Source organism: Janthinobacterium sp. TPC_1, assembly GCF_056037845.1.
Genome location: NZ_CP195157.1, coordinates 3,663,660 through 3,681,026 on the forward strand (window position 1 = coordinate 3,663,660; position 17,367 = coordinate 3,681,026).

The window sequence follows — 17,367 nt, forward strand, 5'->3', positions numbered from 1 at the left end:
GGTGCTTACAGCAGCCAGTCTATCGGCAGCACCGACAGAATCGCCACCCCCATGCGCTTCCACACGCTGGCGCCAGGTTCCGTGTCGTAGCGCGTGGTGGTGCCGCTGGCGTCGCGGGCGAGCCAGTACAGCGAACCGTCGGGGTTCAGCAGTACCTGGTAGGCGCGCTGCGGGATGCTGGTGCGCATGGCTTGCCCCAGCTGGCTGGCCAGCACGGGGCTATCGATGACGAGGCCCATTTCCGTGTTCAAGTCGATCGAGCGCGGATCGAAATTGAAGGAGCCGACGAAGATGCGCCGGTCGTCGACGGCAAAGGTTTTCGCGTGCAGGCTCGATGCGGAGCTGCCGAAGCGGCCCGGCTGCTCGCGCGCGTCGCCCGCTTCCCACGAGCGGCGCGACTCGTACAGCAGCACGCCCGCCTCCAGCAGCGGTTTCCTCCACTTTGCATAGCCCGCATGCACGGCCGCCACGTCGGTCGCTTCCAGCGCATTCGTCAGGATGCGCACGCCCACGCCCTTGCTGGCCAGGTCGGCAAAGGCTTGCGTGCCGGCCTTGCCCGGCACGAAATACGGCGACACCAGATCCACTTCCTTTTCCGGCACACCGAGCAGGTTTTGCAGGTTTTCCGCCACGCCCGTGCCTGGTCTGGCCTGGTCCAGCACCTTGGCAGGGTCGTCGCTGACCATGCGCGTGCGCGCCCATTCGAAGGGCAGGGTGCGTTCCATCATTTGCTTGACGAAGGGCGAGGTGCGCAGCGCCTGCACGTATTCCTCGGCGGCCCTGGTGTCGTCGATGCGGTCCGCCTCGGCGGCGATGGTGGCCGCGTCGCCGTCGACTGGGCGGGTCAGCAGCAGGCTGGCCGGGTAGGCCGAAGCGCTGTTCCAGTAGCGGTCGAAATCGTGCGAGACGTCGTCGACGACGGGGCCGATGGCCAGCACGTCCAGGTCGGCGAACAGCACGTCGCCGGCCGCGCCAAAATATTCATCGCCCACATTGCGCCCTCCAACGATGGTGGCCTGGTTATCGGCCGTGAACGATTTATTGTGCATGCGCCGGTTCAGGCGCGAAAAATCCGTGGCAAAGGCCAGCGCGCGGGGAGAGCGGGGCACGAAGGGGTTGAACAGGCGGATTTCCAGATTCCGCTGCTTGCCCAGCATGGCCAGGGTCTGGTCCAGGCCCGCCGTGTTGTTATCGTCGAGCAGCAGGCGCACGCGCACGCCCCGTTCTGCCGCCTGGCGCAGGGCGTCGAACAGCAGGGTGCCCGTGATGTCCTTGTGCCAGATGTAGTACTGCACGTCCAGGCTGCGCTGGGCGGCGGCGGCCAGCAGGGCGCGCGCGGCAAAGGCGTCGCGCCCGTCGACCAGCGGGTAGATGCCGGACACGCCGGGATGCTGCGCCGCCATGGGCGCGATGGCCGTGGCCAATTGGGTGTGCGTTGTGTCGGCCATGACGGTCGACGCGCTGCGGCCTTCCAGCGAGGGCAGTGCAGCGCAGCCGGCGAGGACGGCGGACAGCAGCAGGGGCAGCAGCAGCAGCCGGGTGGCGCTGCGGAAGGGAAGGGCTTGGGCGGGCATGGCGGGCTTTCATCGAGTTGCCCCGATGTTAGCAGATGCGCATGCCCGCACGCGGCGCGGTATTACAGTTGTTCCAGCGCGATCAGCTCGGCCACCGTCTGGCGGCGGCGGATCAAACGGGATTGCGCCCCATCGACCAGGTACTCAGCCGCATGGGGGCGGCTGTTGTAGTTCGACGACATCGACGCGCCATACGCGCCCGCGCCTTCGAAGACGATGTAGTCGCCCACCTGCGCCGCCGGCAGTTGCCGGGTTTCCACCACGCCGCCATCACGCTGGGTAAACACGTCGCCCGATTCGCACAGGGGACCGCCGACGACGGTGGCGTGCCGGGTGTCCAGGGCGCGGCCGTCGTGCGCGATGACCGACATTGCATGGTAGCTGCCGTACATGGCGGGGCGCATCAGTTCATTGAAGCCCGTATCGAGCAAGGTGAAGTGGTTGCCGCCCATTTGCTTGGTGGCGCGCACTTCGGCCACCAGCAGGCCCGCGTCGGCCACGAGGAAGCGGCCCGGTTCGATTTCCAGGTGCACGCGATGGCCCAGGTGCGCCTCGATCTGCTTGCGCGCCGCATCCCACAGCTGGAAGTAATGATCCGTATCGACCGGCTGCTCGCCTTCGCGGTAGGGCACGGACAGGCCGCCGCCCGTGGAAATGGCTTCGATGTCGTGGCCCATGTTCTTCACCAGGTCGACCATGGTGCCGCAAACGGTTTCCAGGTGGCTGTAGTCGACGCCGGAGCCGATGTGCATGTGCAGGCCCACCAGATGCAGGCCATGCGCGCGGATGACGGCCAGCGCCTCCGGCAGCTCTTCATACCAGATGCCGTGCTTGCTGTTTTCGCCGCCCGTATTCGTCTTGTTGCTGTGGCCATGGCCATAGCCGGGATTGATGCGCAGCCAGACGCGGTGGCCGGGCGACACGGGGCCCAGCTGGCGCAGCATGTCGACGGAGCCGCAATTGACTTCGATCTTCGCTTCTGCCACGCGCGCCAGGGTGGCACGGTCGAACAGGTCGCAGGTGAACACCACGCCGGCGGCGCCATTCGTTTGCGCGGGCGTAAAGCCCGCCTGCAGCGCGCGTTCGATCTCGCCCAGCGAGACGGCGTCCACGTGCACGCCCGCTTCGCGCATCACGGTGAGCAGATGGATGTTCGAATTGGCCTTTTGCGCGAAGCGCACGGTGTCGAATTGCGCCAGCTGCGCGATGCGCGCGCGGATGGTGGCCGCGTCATACACCCACAGGGGCGTGCCGTGTTCCTGGGCGAGTTGGGCGAGGGTCTGGTCGGTGACGGGCTTCATCGTGTGCTTTCGGTGGAATGAGGAGATAGCGCATGATGGCTGATTGTGCTTCGACTATAAAATATCTATTTGGGGCTACCTTATTCATTTATGATATGGGCATGACTATCTCCCTGCGCCATATCGAAGTCTTCCGCGCCATCATGACGACGGGCAGCGTGACGGCCGCCGCCGCCATGCTGCACACGTCGCAGCCCACCGTCAGCCGCGAGCTGGCGCGCCTCGAGCACTTGACGGGATTGACCCTGTTCGAGCGCGAACGGGGGCGGCTGCGCCCCACGGCCCAGGCGCTGCAGCTGTTCGAGGAAGTGCAGCGCGCGTACTTTGGCCTGGAACGCATCGTCAGCACGGCGGCGGCCCTGCGCCAGTTCGACCAGGGGCAGCTGTCGATCGCCTGCCTGCCCGTGTTTTCCCAGTCCTTGCTGCCGCAGGCGTGCAAGCGCTTCGTCGCCGATTTTCCCAAGGTGAGCATCAGCATCACCCCGCAGGAGTCGCCGCTGCTGGAAGAGTGGCTGTCGGCGCAGCGCCACGATATCGGCCTGACGGAAGTGGACAATGCGCCGCCGGGCACCGCGCTGGCCACCTTGATGTCCGTCGATGAAGTGTGCGTGCTGCCCGACGGCCATGTGCTGGCTGGCAAGGCCGTGCTGCAGCCGGCGGACTTCGCGGGCCAGCCTTTCATCAGCCTGGCCGCCGTCGACCCCTACCGCCAGCAGATCGACGCCATCTTCGCGCAGGCGGGCGTGGAGCGGCGCATGGCGCTCGACACGCACAGCGCCGCCTCCGTGTGCGCCATGGTGCGCGAAGGCGTGGGGCTGGCCATCGTCAATCCGCTCACGGCGCTCGATTATGCGGGGCAGGGCTTGCAGATCCGTCGCTTTGCCGTGTCCCTGCCGTTCACGGTGAATCTCGTGAAACCCTTGCACCGGCCCCTGTCGCAGCTGGTCGCCCTGTTCGAGCAGGCGCTGCATGCCCAGGCGGACGAGGTGAAAAGGCGCTTGCTGCAGCTGTGACGGCGCTTGTGGAGCGGCGGCGGTCAACAGAGTAAAATGGCGTTTTACTTATTCAGGCCTGATTACTTCGATGACCACAACCGCTACTCCCGTCCGCACCCGTTTCGCTCCCAGCCCGACCGGCTATCTGCACCTGGGCGGCGCCCGCACAGCCTTGTACAGCTGGGCGTACGCCCGCCACTTCGGCGGCACCTTCGTGCTGCGCATCGAAGACACGGACGTGGAGCGTTCCACGCCGGAAGCCGTGCAAGCCATCATCGAAGGCATGCAGTGGCTGGGCCTGGACCACGACGAAGGCCCGTTCTACCAAATGCAGCGCATGGACCGCTACCGCGAAGTGGTGGCACAGATGCTCGCCGAGGGTACTGCCTACCATTGCTACTCGTCGCCCGACGAAGTCGAAGCGATGCGCGAGCGCATGCGCGCCGCCGGCGAAAAGCCCCGCTACGATGGCACCTGGCGTCCGGAGCCGGGCAAGACCCTGCCTGCCGTGCCGGCGGACCGCAAGCCCGTCGTGCGCTTCAAGAATCCGCTCGATGGCGACGTGACGTGGGACGACGTGGTCAAGGGCACGATCACGATCTCGAACCGCGAGCTGGACGACCTGGTGATCGCCCGCCCGGACGGCACGCCAACGTATAACTTCTGCGTGGCCGTCGACGACTGGGACATGGGCATCACCCACGTGCTGCGCGGCGATGACCACGTCAACAATACCCCGCGCCAGATCAACATCCTGCGCGCCATCGGTGCACCGCTGCCGCTGTATGGCCACCTGCCGATGATTCTGGGTTCGGACGGCCAGAAGATGTCGAAGCGCCGCGATGCCGTCAGCGTGATGGATTACCCGGCGCAGGGCTTCCTGCCTGAATCGATGCTGAACTACCTGGCGCGCCTGGGCTGGAGCCATGGCGATGATGAAGTCTTCTCCGTGGAGCAGTTCTGCGAGTGGTTCAACCTCGACCACCTGACCAAGTCGGCCGCGCAGTTCGACCTGGAAAAGCTCAAGTGGCTCAATAACCACTACATCAAGCTGGCCGACAACACCCGTCTGGCCGACCTGGCGCGCCCGCAGATGCTGGAAGCCGGCGCCGTCTTCGAAGGCGCGCCTGATCTGGCGCAAGTGCTGGGCATGATGAAAGAGCGCGCCAGTACCGTCAATGAACTGGCTGCAGCCTCGATGCTGTTCTTCCGCGAGCCGCAGCCGGAAGCGGAGCTGGCAACGCAGCACATCACGGATGCGATCAAGCCCGTGCTGGCGCAGTTTGCCGAGCGCATCGCCACGGTGGAATGGAGCAAGGAAGCCGTTGCCGCCATGATCAAGGAAGTACTGGCGGCCCACACCATCAAGATGCCGCTGCTGGCCATGCCTTTGCGCCTGATTCTGACGGGGCAGCTGCAGACGCCGGCCATCGACCAGGTGGTGGTGATGTTCGGCCGCGACACCGTGCTGGCGCGCCTGGCCAAGTGGCTGTAAGCGGCGTTCTGAAATAAGCGCTGAAATAGTCGTAGAAACCGCCCCTATGAAAAGTTGCTCATAGACGAAAAAGGGTATTTGCAGAGTGAAACTTCTTTGCTATACTCTTGTTTCTGCACCAACGGGGGTATAGCTCAGCTGGGAGAGCGCTTGCATGGCATGCAAGAGGTCAGCGGTTCGATCCCGCTTACCTCCACCAGCAGCAAAATCGCAGTCAGGTTTTGTTAGTCGTTGAAGTGGTGCAGTTGTTGTTTGGAAGTTCCGCGGTCCCCATCGTCTAGAGGCCTAGGACATCACCCTTTCACGGTGAGTACAGGGGTTCGAATCCCCTTGGGGACGCCAGGTAGTTGTGGTATAGTAGTGGCAGTTGTTTGTACTGATTGTTGTAAGTTCAGGCCCGTAAAAAGCGGAATCTGGATGGAAAGCAAGTAGTGGAACAAAGTCGCCAAGTGCGGCTTTTATTATTTCTGCGCCCGGGGGGTATAGCTCAGCTGGGAGAGCGCTTGCATGGCATGCAAGAGGTCAGCGGTTCGATCCCGCTTACCTCCACCAACAGCGCAGAAGTAAAGCAGCAAACTGTAGAAATAAATGTAGTGCCAAGGTCCCCATCGTCTAGAGGCCTAGGACATCACCCTTTCACGGTGAGTACAGGGGTTCGAATCCCCTTGGGGACGCCAGTTCAGTCTGGTGTTGTGGTTGTAAAGAAGTAGCAGTGTTTCTGCGCCCGGGGGGTATAGCTCAGCTGGGAGAGCGCTTGCATGGCATGCAAGAGGTCAGCGGTTCGATCCCGCTTACCTCCACCAACAGCGCAGAAATCACATGATAATCAAAGTCGCCTCGGGCGGCTTTTTTTATTTCCGGAACATTTTCCGTCAACCTCCTTCAATAGCATATAAGTCACAAGATATTCAAAGTCGCCTTGGGCGGCTTTTTTTGTGCCTATTGGTTGCGTGGATATAACTGACAGTGTTTTGCGGAGTGGTTACATTTGGCAGGCGGCTTGATTTCATCATGCCTGCAGATAAAAATGGATCATTACACTGAGGAGACAGGATGCACCGCGTATTTGCCAGTTTTTTTCTTGCTGCCGTCATTCACGTTCCCGCGCACGCGGAGGCGCCGCCTGCGGCGAAATTCGATCCCGGTGCGCTGAAGTTGCAAAAGGGGCCGTTCAATGACGTGCTGGTGCTCGGTTCGCCCCATTTGGCGCAATTACCAACATCGTTTGATCCGTCTCAATTGAGCTTGCTCAACGAGCGCCTGGCGGGCTGGCGGCCGGATGCGATCGCGATCGAGGCGCTTTCTGGCTTGCAATGCGCTTACTTGCGCGCCTATCCGCAGCGCTATGGCGATACGGTAAAAGCGTACTGCTATGACACTTCCGCCGCGCGGGGCGCCACGGGGCTCGATGTGGTGGCGGCCACGGCGCAGGCGGAGCGTTTGCTGGCCGCCTGGCCGGTGGCGCCGTCCGCCGCCCAGCGGCGTACATTGGCTTCCCTGTTCCTGGCCGGTGGCGAGCGTGCATCGGCGCTGGTGCAATGGCTGCGCCTGCCCGTGGATGAGCGGCGCGCCGGTGATGGCGTAAGCGAGCCCTTGGCCGTGAACCTCAATTCCCTGCTGGGGCAGCGCAACGAGAGCTATCAGATTGCTGCCGTGCTGGCGGCGAAGGGTGGGCACGAGCGGGTGCATGGCATGGATGACCATACGTCCGATATGCCTGTAGACGATGAAAAGGCTTATGCCAAGGCGATCAGGGCGGCCTGGAATAATTCCTTTTCGGCCGAGCGCAAGCGCATCCATGCCGGGTTTGAGGAGCAATTGGGTACGCCCGCCGGTGTGCTGGCGATCTATCGCGCCTATAACGGACGCGCAGAGGCGGATCTTGCCTTCCGCGGCGATTTTGGCGCGGCGCTCGAAGAGCCGTCGCCGCAGCGTTATGGCCGCAACTACGTGGCATCCTGGGAGGTGCGCAACCTGCGCATGGCGTCGAATATCCGCGAAATCATGGCGGCGCGACCGGGCATGCGCGTGCTGGTCATTGTCGGCGCATCCCACAAGGGCTACCTGGAGGCGTATCTGAGCCAGATGCATGACGTGCGCATCGCCAATGCGGACGATATCTTGCGCTAAGGAATGCTTTTGTCGCGCCAGACGGTTGGCGCGGTTTTTCCTGCGTGCCCGGCGTGCTGCCGCTTCCATATCTTCCTGCCATCATCCTGTCCCCATAGGGAGCGATGATTCAAATAAGGTGGAAAAAAGAAGGCCAGCAGTTGATTTCGTGAATCGCTTCGTGTTAAACTTCGCGCACGCTTTTTTGAGGGGCTAAGCAAAAGCCTTCAACGAAGAGTCCGCTGAGAGTAAAGCCAGCACAGGTCCCCATCGTCTAGAGGCCTAGGACATCACCCTTTCACGGTGAGTACAGGGGTTCGAATCCCCTTGGGGACGCCAGGATTTAGTTGTAAAGCAAGAGTGCAGTGCTGAACGGGCCTGACAAGTCAGGCTTTTTTTGTTTCTGCCATATTGCTGCAGTACCGGGTCGGGATGCAAAGTAATGCATTCAGGACAGATTTCTGTCCCCATCGTCTAGAGGCCTAGGACATCACCCTTTCACGGTGAGTACAGGGGTTCGAATCCCCTTGGGGACGCCAGATTCGCAAGCAGTAAGCAAGTAACAGGTCGGGATGCAAAGCAGCGCATCCAGGACAGATTTTCTGTCCCCATCGTCTAGAGGCCTAGGACATCACCCTTTCACGGTGAGTACAGGGGTTCGAATCCCCTTGGGGACGCCAGACCGGCTGAATCAGCCAACAAAAAAGCCGCCTGGTAACAGCGCGGCTTTTTTGTTATTGGCCGCCATGCCCATGTTTTTCTCTTCCCGTTGACTATGCCACTACCTACCGATCGCGCACCATCCCTGGCCATCTTCTGCAAAGTCGTCGACAACTACGGCGATATCGGCATTTGCTGGCGCCTCGCGCGGCAGTTGAGCGGCGAACACGGCGTGGCCGTTACCCTGTGGGTCGATGATTTATCCAGTTTTCAGCGCATTTGCCCTGAAATCGATGTGGCTGCCGAGGCGCAGCAGGCATCCGGCGTCATGGTTCGCCACTGGCGCGGCCAGGATGGCGTGTTTGCGCCCGCCGATATCGCCGATATCGTCATCGAGTTTTTTGCCTGCGACATTCCGCCCGGCTATATCGCCGCCATGGCGCAATGCGCGCCGCATCCCGTGTGGCTGAACCTGGAAGGCTTGACGGCGGAAGAGTGGGTCGAGGGCTGCCACGCGCTGACGTCGCCCCGTCACGGCATGATCAAGCATTTCTTCTTTCCCGGTTTTACCGATAAGACGGGCGGTTTGCTGCGCGAAGCGGCGCTCGACGAAAAAAGGCTGGCATTCCAGGCCGATGCCGGCGCCATGGCGGCATTCCTGGGGCAATTTGGCGTGAGTCCGGCGGAAATGTCTGCCTTGAAAGTATCGCTGTTCTGTTACCCGTCCGCCCCCGTCGCCGAGTTGTTTGGCGTGTGGCAGGCGGGCAGTGAGCCTGTGACATGCCTGGTGCCGGAAGGCGTCGCGTTCGATGATGTTCAGGCATTTATCGGCGACGATGCAGCGGTGGCCGGTGCGGCGCGCACGCGCGGCGCGCTCACCGTGCGCGTGCTGCCCTTCGTGCCGCAAGACGATTACGACTGCCTGCTGTGGGCTTGCGACGTCAATTGCGTGCGCGGCGAGGATTCCTTCGTGCGCGCGCAATGGGCGGGCCGGCCGTTTCTCTGGCATATCTACTTGCAGGATGAAAACTTGCATCACGTGAAACTGCGCGCTTTCCTGCAGCGCTATGCGGCCGATGCGGACGGCGCCATCGACAGCCTGGTGCAGGCGGCGCTGGCCTGGAATGGCGCCAGCGCGGACGCCTTGCCGTGGGTGCAGCTGTGGCCCGCATTGCAGGCCGATCTGCCGCGCATCGGGGCGCGCGCGCAGGCCTGGCAGCGGCAGATGCAGGCTAATGGCGATCTGGCAAGTAACTTGCTGGCGTTCGCTGGCGCGACGAGATAGGCGCTTGCCAAAAATTAAGGTAAAATGCCCGGTTATTTCTAACGTATTTTTAACCGATCAAACGCAAGCTTGCGGCGCTGATGGCGCACAGGCGGCAGATGGTCTTCATGCAACCCACTTTTTACGTACATTCCTATGAAACCCGCAAAAGAAATTCGTGTTGGCAATATCATCATGGTCGACAGCAAGCCAATGATCGTGTTGCGTTCTGATGTCAACGGTTCGAGCCGCACGGGCTTCACCTACAAATGGAAGATGAAAAATCTTCTGACGAACACCCCGATGGAAAACGTGTTCCGCGGCGACGACAAGTTCGACGTTGTTGTTCTGGATAAAAAGCCAGTAACGTATTCGTACTTCGCCGACCCGCTGTTCGTCTTCATGGACACCGAGTACAACCAGTACGAAATCGAAGAAGAAAACCTGGGCGAAGCGCTGAACTACCTGAAAGATGGCATGGAATGCGAAGCCATTTTCTACGACGGCAAGGCTATTTCCGTTGAACTGCCGACGACCATCGCCCGTCAAGTGGTGTACTCGGAGCCAGCGGTCAAGGGCAACACCTCGGGCAACGTCCTGAAAGAAGCCAAGATCGAAAACGCCATCGACGCACACCGCCACACCGTGCAAGTGCCGCTGTTCGTGGCACAGGACGACGTCATCGAAATCGACACCCGTACCAACGAATACAAGCGTGTCGTACGCAACTGATACGCCCCAGTGCATGATCATCAAGAAACGCTGCCTTCGGGCAGCGTTTTTTTTTGCTTAAAAAATAATTCCCTTCGACAACAATTGTGTTGCAAGGACTGCTATGCTATGACTAGAACATTATTGCGGTAGAAACATTGAAGTTTCCTGGAGATAGCATGCAGCGCAGTCAGATGTTACGCAGTGGCGCGTCGCGTGGCGCGGCCCGTCCCGTGTTGGCCCGCGCCACGGCGCCCGCCAGTCCCATGGCCCATCTGCTCGACGCGGGCGTCTTGCCGCAACAGCAGATGATGCAGGCAGGCAAGCTCAGTTCCCATGCGCTGACGTCGCAGTACCTGGCGCGCATCCGTTCGCTGTGCAGCATCGGCGCGCGCGCCTATGCCGGCATTGAAATCAACCCCGATGCGCTGAAAATCGCGCTGGAAATGGACCGCGAGCGCCAGGTGCACAAGGTGCGCGGCCCCTTGCACGGCATCCCCATCGTCTTGCGCGACAATATCGCCACGGGCGACCGCATGAAGACGCGCACGCAGGCGCCCCTGGCCACGCAGGCCAGCTGCGATTCCTTTGTGGCGGCGCGCTTGCGCGCGGCCGGCGCCGTCATTATTGGCAAAAGCAATTTGCGCCAGTGGGCCGCCGTCAGCGTGCCGCATGCCAGTGCCAGCTGGGCCGGGCTGACCATCCTGGCCGTGGACAGCGCGGCGGACGGCTCCATTGTCGCGCCTGCTTCAAACTGCGGCCTGGTCGCCATCAAGCCCACGGGCAGGACTGCCGCGGAGCAGGACGGCGAGCCAGCCACGGCCGGACCGATGGCGCCCAGCGTGCGCGAGGCGGCCTGGCTGTTCGCCGCCCTGACGGGCGAGCGCCTGGCCGATGGCACGCTGTTCGATGCCGCCGGCTTGCACGGGCGCCGCATCGGCGTGGCGCGCCACCTGTTCGGCCTGTGCGCCGGGACCGATGCCGTGATCGGGCAGGCGCTGCTGGCGTTGCGCGAACAGGGGGCGGAACTGGTCGAGACGCCGCCGGCGCCCGGGCCAGGCGGCATCGAAGCGTTGCTGGGCTCGCATGGGCTCGATGCGCTGGTGGGGCCCACGTGCCACGGCGTAGCGCAGGCACCGTCGGCCTTGCCGCATATCACGGTGCCGGCCGGCATGGCAGGGGGCTTGCCTGTCGGTTTGTCCTTCATCGGCCCTGCCCATGGCGACATGCAGCTCATCGCGATGGCGTATGCCTATGAGCAGGCGACTTTGCACCGGCGTACGCCCGCATTGCCGTCAGCATCACGCTGGCGCTGCGCCAGCCATGATTTTTCCTTTCGTTTTCTTTCGATAACTATGCTTGCAACCTTGCTGCTGAGTGCGGCCGTGTCCGCCGCCCCGACTCCTTTTGATGCCGCGCAATTGTCTGGCAGCTGGTCCGACAGCGTGAATACGAATAGTGTGTGCGAAGAAGCGCGGCACTTTACGCGCATGCAGCTGTCTGATGATCATCAGCGGCTGGCGATCTTCAATGACCGCACGTGGAAAAGCAAGCTGGGCGAAACCAACCGCTTTGCCGCGACGGTGGTGGCGGAAACGGAGCATAGCCTGACTTTGCGCTATGACAATGAAACCCGCCTCAATGCCGCTGGCAAGCTGGTGGAGTGGCAGTTGATCGTCGTTGCGCCCGGCGTGTACCGCTGGCGCGAGACGGGCTGGCCGGAAGGCAAGGTCAACGGGGTGGTCGGTATCCGCTGCTCTCCCTGAGGCCGGTGCGCAAGCATGCCATTCTGCTATGCTGCACCCATTATTGGATGCTTTTAGGAGATTGCATGTCCGCACGTTTGTTCTTCCCCCTGTTCCTGGGCGCCGCCGTGGCGCTGGCCGCCATGCCGGCACAAGCCCGGACGCCCAAGCTGTCGCTTATTGAGCAAGCGCAAAGCTGCGACGGTGGCCATACCTGCCCGTATTTCCCCGATGTCTACAAGGCGGACTACGCCTTTCGCAAGGCTTTTAATGTGGGCCTGAAAAAAGCTGGCCTGAAGCGGCAGCGCTGGGTGCCCGATGGCGTGGCCAGTCCGCTCAAGCCCGTCGAGATCGACGGCAAGGCGCGCCTGCTGAGCAGCGTCTGCGAACCGCACAATTGCGGCCACCGCTACTCCATCCTGTACGACCCGGCCACGCACAGCATGACGGGCGTGTACATGGGCAGCGATGCCAAGGGCGGCTTGCGCACCGTGTATTTCGGCGAGCCCAGCATCGCCGAAGCCGATTTGCTGTACAAGAACTGATGCGCGCGCCACTGCGTATTTCCAGCGAGCGCGACGAGCTGGACGTGCCCATGATCGACCGCTACCTGAGCGGGCAGTCGTAATGGAAGCGCGGCGCAAGGGCATCGATAACGCGCATGGCCTGTATGCGGGCTTTGGTTTTGCGCCACAGGAGGCGCCGCAAAAATACATGCGCCGCCCCGCGCCATGAGAATTATCAAAACAACCTTTAGGTGTCAAGAGAACTATTAACATTATTATACGAAATAATGTTGCATTGATAATGATGTCATGTCATTATGCGCGCTCTGCAGCATGCGTTGCTGGTGCTGTGCTTTGCCGTCGCCCCTGGGCGGGGCAAAGGTGGTGAGCGGTCCGATTGGTCGTCCCTGGCACGTTTTCTCGTCACTTTAAAGGAATACATCATGAAACAATATGGCGCCGAGTTCCTCGGCACGTTCTGGCTGGTACTGGGCGGTTGCGGCAGCGCCGTGCTGGCCGCAGCCTTCCCCGGCCTCGGCATCGGCTTTGCCGGCGTGGCACTGGCGTTTGGCCTGACGGTGCTGACCATGGCTTACGCCATCGGCCACATCTCGGGTTGCCACCTGAATCCTGCCGTCTCGATCGGCCTGTGGGCCGGCGGCCGCTTTCCCGCCAATCAACTGTTGCCTTACATCATCGCGCAAGTGCTGGGCGCCATCGTGGCCGGCGGCGTGCTGTATGTGATCGCCAGCGGCCAGGCCGGTTTCGATGTCAGCAAGGGCTTTGCCTCGAACGGCTTCGGCGCCCATTCGCCGGGCGGCTATTCGATGCTGTCGGCGCTGGTGATTGAAATCGTGCTGACGATGTTCTTCCTGATCGTCATCCTGGGCGCCACCGACAAGCGCGCGCCGGCCGGCTTCGCTCCGTTGCCGATCGGCCTGGCGCTGACCCTGATCCACCTGATCAGCATCCCCGTGACGAATACCTCGGTCAACCCGGCCCGCAGCACGGGCGTGGCGCTGTACGTGGGCGACTGGGCCACTAGCCAGCTGTGGCTGTTCTGGCTGGCACCGATCATCGGCGCCTTGCTGGGGGCGCTGGCCTACCGCTTGATTGCGGGCGAGAAGGAGTAAGCCGACAATGCCGGCAGCGGCGCTTGCCCGCCTACGCGGCGCGCCATTCGCTCAGGTAATGCTGCGGCGTGCGGCCCAGGATGCGGCGGAACATGGCGCTGAAGGCGCTGGGGCTGGCGTAGCCCAGCGCATAGGCGATGGCGGCCACGCCTTCGCCCCGGTCCAGGCGGCAGAATGCCTCGGCCAGGTGGACTTGCTGCAGCCATTGGCGGTAATGCAAGCCCGTTTCCTTCGGGAATAACCGGATCAGGGTGCGCGCGCTGGCGCCCGCATCCTGCGCCCAGTCCTCGATGCTGCGCCGGCTGCCGGGCGCGCTCATGATGGCCGAGCACACGGCCACCAGGCGGCGGTCGCGCGGCCAAGGGATGGCGAGGGGCACGGTATCGGCCGCCGCCAGTTCCGACAGGATCAAATGCGCCAGCCAGTCGCCGCGTCCCGCCAGCGCATATTCGATCGGTTCGGCCAGCAGGGCCAGGATCAGCTCGCGCAGCAGCCGGCTCACTTCCAGTACCTTGCAATCGCTGCCATATTGAGCCGCCACCTGCGCATCGATGTACACGGTGCGCATGCTCAGTTCGCTCAAGATATGGACTTCATGCACGACGCCCACGGGAATCAGCAGGGCGCGCCGCGGCGGCAAGATCCACACGCCGTGCCCGGTGGAGACGCGCATCACGCCTTCCGTCGCATACAGCAGCTGCGCCCGCACGTGGCTGTGCGGCGCCGTGTAGTCGCCCGCCGCGTATTGCCTGGACATGGCCGTCACGGGGCGCGGCACATGCTGGTAATCGTGCGAGCTGGTGCTGCGGCTGAACGGCACGCCATCGGGGTGGGTCTGGGCGGGGTGGTGGGTGTACATAGGGGGCGTTGGATTCTCACCTGATTGTCACTCAGTTGTCACTTAAGCGACGATTATTGGAAGTTATCAGTTCAGTGACCATACTATACTGGCTTCTTTGACGGGCCGCCCGCCGAGCCCGATTATTGCGGATGACACATGCACACAACCACAACTGCCCCGGCATTGGCCAAGTCCGTGCCGGCGGCGCCATCGCTTCATAGTTCCCAACAACAATCCGGTCTGGCCATGCACATCCTGGGCGCCGTCGCCTTCGTGCATTTGCTCAATGACTTGATCCAGGCATTATTGCCGTCGATTTATCCGATGCTGAAAGCCGAGTTTTCACTCAGTTTTACCCAGGTCGGCCTCATAACCCTGACGTTCCAGTGCACGGCATCGTTGCTGCAGCCCTGGATCGGCTTGTACACGGACCGCCGTCCGCTGCCATTCCTGTTGCCGGTCGGCATGTGTTTTACCCTGGCCGGCGTGCTGATGCTGTCCATCGTCTCGACCTTTCCGACCCTGCTGCTCGCCGCTGGCCTGATCGGCGTCGGTTCCTCGACTTTCCACCCGGAAGCGTCGCGCGTGGCGCGCATGGCTTCGGGCGGGCGCTACGGCTTTGCGCAATCGCTGTTCCAGGTGGGCGGCAATGTGGGCTCCGCGCTGGGGCCGCTGCTGGCGGCCGCCGTCATCGTGAACCGTGGCCACGGCAATGTCGCCTGGTTCAGCTTGCTGGCCGTGCTGGCCATCGGCGTGCTGTACAAGGTCAGCCACTGGTATAGCGGCCACCTGGCCAGCTTCAAGCCGAAGGCGGGCGGCCATGGCCCGAACTTGTCGCGCAACAAGGTGGTTGGCGCGCTGGGCGTGCTGGCGCTGCTGGTGTTCTCGAAGTACATCTACATGGCCAGCCTGTCGAGCTACTACACGTTTTACCTGATCGACAAATTCCACCTGTCGCTCGGCGACGCCCAGCTGTACCTGTTCCTGTTCCTCGCCGCCGTGGCGGCCGGCACCTTCATGGGCGGCCCCATCGGCGACCGCATCGGCCGCAAGCGCGTGATCTGGATTTCCATCCTGGGCGCCGCGCCATTCACCCTGCTGCTGCCCTATGTTGACCTGTTCTGGACGGCCGTATTGACGGTGATCATCGGTTTCGTGATTTCTTCCGCCTTTTCCGCCATCGTCGTCTTCGCGCAAGAGCTGGTGCCGGGCAAGGTGGGCATGATCGCGGGCATCTTCTTCGGCCTGATGTTCGGCGTGTCCGGCATCGCGGCGGCCGCCATGGGCCACCTGGCCGACGTGGCAGGCATCGCCTACGTGTATAAAATCTGCTCCTACCTGCCGCTGCTGGGCATATTGACGGTACTGCTGCCGCATATCGAGCAGGCGAAAAAATAAGCGGCTGACGCGGGAGGGCTTGACGGCCCGCCCGCGCGCATGCGATATTCGTCCCATGATCACTTTCATCCTCCCTCCAGTTTTTGCATCCGGCGCCGCTGCTGCGCCGTGTCCGCGTGCCTGGCTCCGTGAGGATGCGGCTAGGCGCCGCTAACGTCTTGCTCCTCATTCGATGGCCACAGTGTTGAAAAACCTGTGGCCATTTTCTTTTTCCGCGCCACTCAGGAAGGACCCGCATGACACTGCATCTGTACGATACCTATGCGCGCAGCCTGCGCCCGTTTGAACCCATCGCCCCCGGCCAGGCGGGCCTGTACGCCTGCGGTCCCACCGTCTACGACTATGCGCACATCGGCAACCTGCGCACCTATCTGTTCGTTGACGGCCTGCGCCGCGCGCTCGCATTCAACGGCTTGCAGGTGCGCCACGTGATGAACATCACGGACGTGGGGCATTTGACGTCGGACGCGGACAGCGGCGACGACAAGGTCGAAGCGCGCAGCCGGCGCAGCGGCGAGTCGGCATGGGACATCGCCGCCGCATTCACGCGCGCGTTTGAAGATGATTTGCGCCAGCTCAATATCCTGCCGCCCACCGTCTGGTGCCGCGCCACCGACCATATCGCGGAACAGATCGCCTTTATCCTCGACCTGGAAGCGAAGGGCTATACCTACCGCACGGCCGACGGCATCTATTTCGACACGGCGCGCCAGGACAGCTACGGCCAGCTTGCGCGCCTGAACCGCGATGGCCTGCAGGCGGGCAAGCGGGTGGACCTGGGCGAGAAGCGCGACATCTGCGACTTCGCGCTGTGGAAGTTCAGCGGCGTGCCGGGCCAGCGGCAGATGGAATGGGACAGCCCGTGGGGCCTGGGCTTTCCCGGCTGGCACATCGAATGCTCGGCCATGGCGGAAAAGCACCTGGGCACGTATTTCGACATCCATTGCGGCGGCGAAGACCATGTGGCCGTCCACCACAGCAACGAGATCGCGCAGACGGAAGCGCGCCACGGCACGCGCCTGGCCAACTTCTGGCTGCATGGCGCCTTCCTCAAGACGCAGGAGGCGAAGATGTCGAAATCCTCGGGCGACTTTTTGCGTCTGCAAAGCCTGGCGGAGCAGGGCGTCGACCCGCTGGCCTACCGCTATCTGTGCCTGGGCGCCCACTACCGCAGCAGCCTCAATTTCACGGATGAAGCCCTGCGCGCCGCCGGCAGCGGCCTGGCGCGCCTGCGCGTGGCCGTGCATGGCCTGGGGGATGCGGGCGGCGAGGCCGATGCGACGTGGCTGGCGCGTTTTATGACCTGCATCAACGATGACTTGAATTATCCGCGCGCGCTGGCTGTGGCCTGGGAGCTGCTGAAAAGCGGCCTGCCCGACGCCGTGAAAAAAGCGACCATGGCCCGCTTCGACGAGGCACTGGGGCTGGACTTGCTGGCCTGGCAGCCGGCGCAGGTGGAAGTGCCGCAGCAGGTGCAGGCGTGGCTGGCGCAGCGCAGCGTCGCCCGCGCGCAGCGCCAGTGGGCCGAGGCGGACCGTTTGCGCGCACTGGCGCGCGCGGCGGGCTTCGACATCGACGATACGCCGCAAGGGCAACAGGCGCGGCCTTTGTGAAGATGTCCTGCATAATGGCCGC

At 62.7% G+C, this 17,367-nt stretch carries 13 protein-coding genes and 8 tRNA genes; 18 read left to right on the forward strand and 3 right to left on the reverse strand.

Translation table 11 applies throughout. The annotated features are described in order from the left end of the window. Window positions 1–5: 5 nt before the first annotated feature. Both ACQVLG_RS17965 and lysA read right to left on the reverse strand, forming a co-directional pair. Complete coding sequence (locus ACQVLG_RS17965; protein WP_474290485.1) at window positions 6–1,574, reverse strand: phospholipase D family protein; 1,569 nt, start codon at window positions 1,572–1,574, stop codon at window positions 6–8. 62 nt (window positions 1,575–1,636) lie between these two features. After that, the gene (gene lysA / locus ACQVLG_RS17970) at window positions 1,637–2,875 is read right to left on the reverse strand and encodes a diaminopimelate decarboxylase (protein WP_474290487.1); all 1,239 of its coding nucleotides are present in this window, start codon (window positions 2,873–2,875) and stop codon (window positions 1,637–1,639) included. A 101-nt stretch (window positions 2,876–2,976) separates the two neighbouring features. Between lysA and ACQVLG_RS17975 the strand changes: the two genes are divergently transcribed. The 16 genes from ACQVLG_RS17975 to aqpZ all read left to right on the forward strand — a co-directional run bounded on the left by ACQVLG_RS17975 (window position 2,977) and on the right by aqpZ (window position 13,493). Continuing rightward, window positions 2,977–3,888: a LysR family transcriptional regulator gene (locus ACQVLG_RS17975; protein ID WP_230542211.1), complete on the forward strand. Its 912-nt coding sequence runs from the start codon at window positions 2,977–2,979 to the stop codon at window positions 3,886–3,888. 70 nt (window positions 3,889–3,958) lie between these two features. Next, entirely contained in the window at window positions 3,959–5,365 is a 1,407-nt protein-coding gene (gltX, locus tag ACQVLG_RS17980; RefSeq protein WP_474290489.1) for a glutamate--tRNA ligase, read from the forward strand. A 123-nt stretch (window positions 5,366–5,488) separates the two neighbouring features. Next, a tRNA-Ala gene (locus ACQVLG_RS17985) sits at window positions 5,489–5,564 on the forward strand. A 67-nt stretch (window positions 5,565–5,631) separates the two neighbouring features. Continuing rightward, window positions 5,632–5,707: transfer RNA gene (locus ACQVLG_RS17990), tRNA-Glu, on the forward strand. Window positions 5,708–5,841: 134 nt separating this feature from the next. Continuing rightward, window positions 5,842–5,917 (forward strand) — tRNA-Ala (locus tag ACQVLG_RS17995). A gap of 49 nt (window positions 5,918–5,966) precedes the next feature. Beyond that, window positions 5,967–6,042: transfer RNA gene (locus tag ACQVLG_RS18000), tRNA-Glu, on the forward strand. Between the two features lie 50 nt (window positions 6,043–6,092). Then, a tRNA-Ala gene (locus ACQVLG_RS18005) sits at window positions 6,093–6,168 on the forward strand. Between the two features lie 250 nt (window positions 6,169–6,418). Further along, entirely contained in the window at window positions 6,419–7,495 is a 1,077-nt protein-coding gene (locus tag ACQVLG_RS18010) for a DUF5694 domain-containing protein (RefSeq protein WP_474290491.1), read from the forward strand. Window positions 7,496–7,737: 242 nt separating this feature from the next. Next, window positions 7,738–7,813: transfer RNA gene (locus ACQVLG_RS18015), tRNA-Glu, on the forward strand. Window positions 7,814–7,937: 124 nt separating this feature from the next. Further along, window positions 7,938–8,013, forward strand: a tRNA-Glu gene (locus tag ACQVLG_RS18020). 65 nt (window positions 8,014–8,078) lie between these two features. Further along, a tRNA-Glu gene (locus ACQVLG_RS18025) sits at window positions 8,079–8,154 on the forward strand. A gap of 95 nt (window positions 8,155–8,249) precedes the next feature. Continuing rightward, a complete protein-coding gene (earP, locus tag ACQVLG_RS18030; RefSeq protein ID WP_474290493.1) occupies window positions 8,250–9,419 on the forward strand; it encodes an elongation factor P maturation arginine rhamnosyltransferase EarP in 1,170 nt (389 codons plus the stop codon). A gap of 135 nt (window positions 9,420–9,554) precedes the next feature. Beyond that, window positions 9,555–10,130: an elongation factor P gene (locus ACQVLG_RS18035; RefSeq protein WP_034758247.1), complete on the forward strand. Its 576-nt coding sequence runs from the start codon at window positions 9,555–9,557 to the stop codon at window positions 10,128–10,130. Between the two features lie 158 nt (window positions 10,131–10,288). Continuing rightward, window positions 10,289–11,875 (forward strand): amidase family protein, encoded by a 1,587-nt coding sequence (locus tag ACQVLG_RS18040; protein WP_474290495.1) that lies wholly within the window; start codon window positions 10,289–10,291, stop codon window positions 11,873–11,875. A gap of 65 nt (window positions 11,876–11,940) precedes the next feature. Next, on the forward strand, window positions 11,941–12,399 hold the full coding sequence (locus ACQVLG_RS18045; protein WP_230542434.1) for an Ivy family c-type lysozyme inhibitor: 459 nt from the start codon (window positions 11,941–11,943) through the stop codon (window positions 12,397–12,399). 404 nt (window positions 12,400–12,803) lie between these two features. After that, window positions 12,804–13,493, forward strand: coding sequence for an aquaporin Z (gene aqpZ, locus ACQVLG_RS18050; protein ID WP_034778070.1), 690 nt, complete (start codon window positions 12,804–12,806; stop codon window positions 13,491–13,493). A 31-nt stretch (window positions 13,494–13,524) separates the two neighbouring features. Here aqpZ and ACQVLG_RS18055 read toward each other — a convergent pair whose 3' ends face one another. Further along, a complete protein-coding gene (locus ACQVLG_RS18055) occupies window positions 13,525–14,352 on the reverse strand; it encodes an AraC family transcriptional regulator (protein WP_474290497.1) in 828 nt (275 codons plus the stop codon). A 228-nt stretch (window positions 14,353–14,580) separates the two neighbouring features. On the opposite strand from ACQVLG_RS18055, the gene ACQVLG_RS18060 reads away from it, so the two are divergent. Both ACQVLG_RS18060 and cysS read left to right on the forward strand, forming a co-directional pair. Next, window positions 14,581–15,732, forward strand: coding sequence for an MFS transporter (locus ACQVLG_RS18060; RefSeq protein WP_230542445.1), 1,152 nt, complete (start codon window positions 14,581–14,583; stop codon window positions 15,730–15,732). Window positions 15,733–15,968: 236 nt separating this feature from the next. Continuing rightward, window positions 15,969–17,345, forward strand: a complete 1,377-nt coding sequence (gene cysS, locus ACQVLG_RS18065) for a cysteine--tRNA ligase (RefSeq protein WP_474290499.1) — start codon at window positions 15,969–15,971, stop codon at window positions 17,343–17,345. Window positions 17,346–17,367: the final 22 nt, after the last annotated feature.

Bases quoted from the DNA above. Each gene is read 5' to 3' on its own strand.
- ACQVLG_RS18055 (WP_474290497.1), bottom strand. From the start codon at position 14,352: ATGTACACCCACCACCCCGCCCAGACCCACCCCGATGGCGTGCCGTTC.
- cysS (WP_474290499.1), top strand. From the start codon at position 15,969: ATGACACTGCATCTGTACGATACCTATGCGCGCAGCCTGCGCCCGTTT.
- ACQVLG_RS18060 (WP_230542445.1), top strand. From the start codon at position 14,581: ATGCACATCCTGGGCGCCGTCGCCTTCGTGCATTTGCTCAATGACTTG.
- ACQVLG_RS18040 (WP_474290495.1), top strand. From the start codon at position 10,289: ATGCAGCGCAGTCAGATGTTACGCAGTGGCGCGTCGCGTGGCGCGGCC.
- ACQVLG_RS17965 (WP_474290485.1), bottom strand. From the start codon at position 1,574: ATGCCCGCCCAAGCCCTTCCCTTCCGCAGCGCCACCCGGCTGCTGCTG.
- lysA (WP_474290487.1), bottom strand. From the start codon at position 2,875: ATGAAGCCCGTCACCGACCAGACCCTCGCCCAACTCGCCCAGGAACAC.
- aqpZ (WP_034778070.1), top strand. From the start codon at position 12,804: ATGAAACAATATGGCGCCGAGTTCCTCGGCACGTTCTGGCTGGTACTG.
- gltX (WP_474290489.1), top strand. From the start codon at position 3,959: ATGACCACAACCGCTACTCCCGTCCGCACCCGTTTCGCTCCCAGCCCG.
- ACQVLG_RS18035 (WP_034758247.1), top strand. From the start codon at position 9,555: ATGAAACCCGCAAAAGAAATTCGTGTTGGCAATATCATCATGGTCGAC.
- ACQVLG_RS18045 (WP_230542434.1), top strand. From the start codon at position 11,941: ATGTCCGCACGTTTGTTCTTCCCCCTGTTCCTGGGCGCCGCCGTGGCG.
- earP (WP_474290493.1), top strand. From the start codon at position 8,250: ATGCCACTACCTACCGATCGCGCACCATCCCTGGCCATCTTCTGCAAA.
- ACQVLG_RS18010 (WP_474290491.1), top strand. From the start codon at position 6,419: ATGCACCGCGTATTTGCCAGTTTTTTTCTTGCTGCCGTCATTCACGTT.
- ACQVLG_RS17975 (WP_230542211.1), top strand. From the start codon at position 2,977: ATGACTATCTCCCTGCGCCATATCGAAGTCTTCCGCGCCATCATGACG.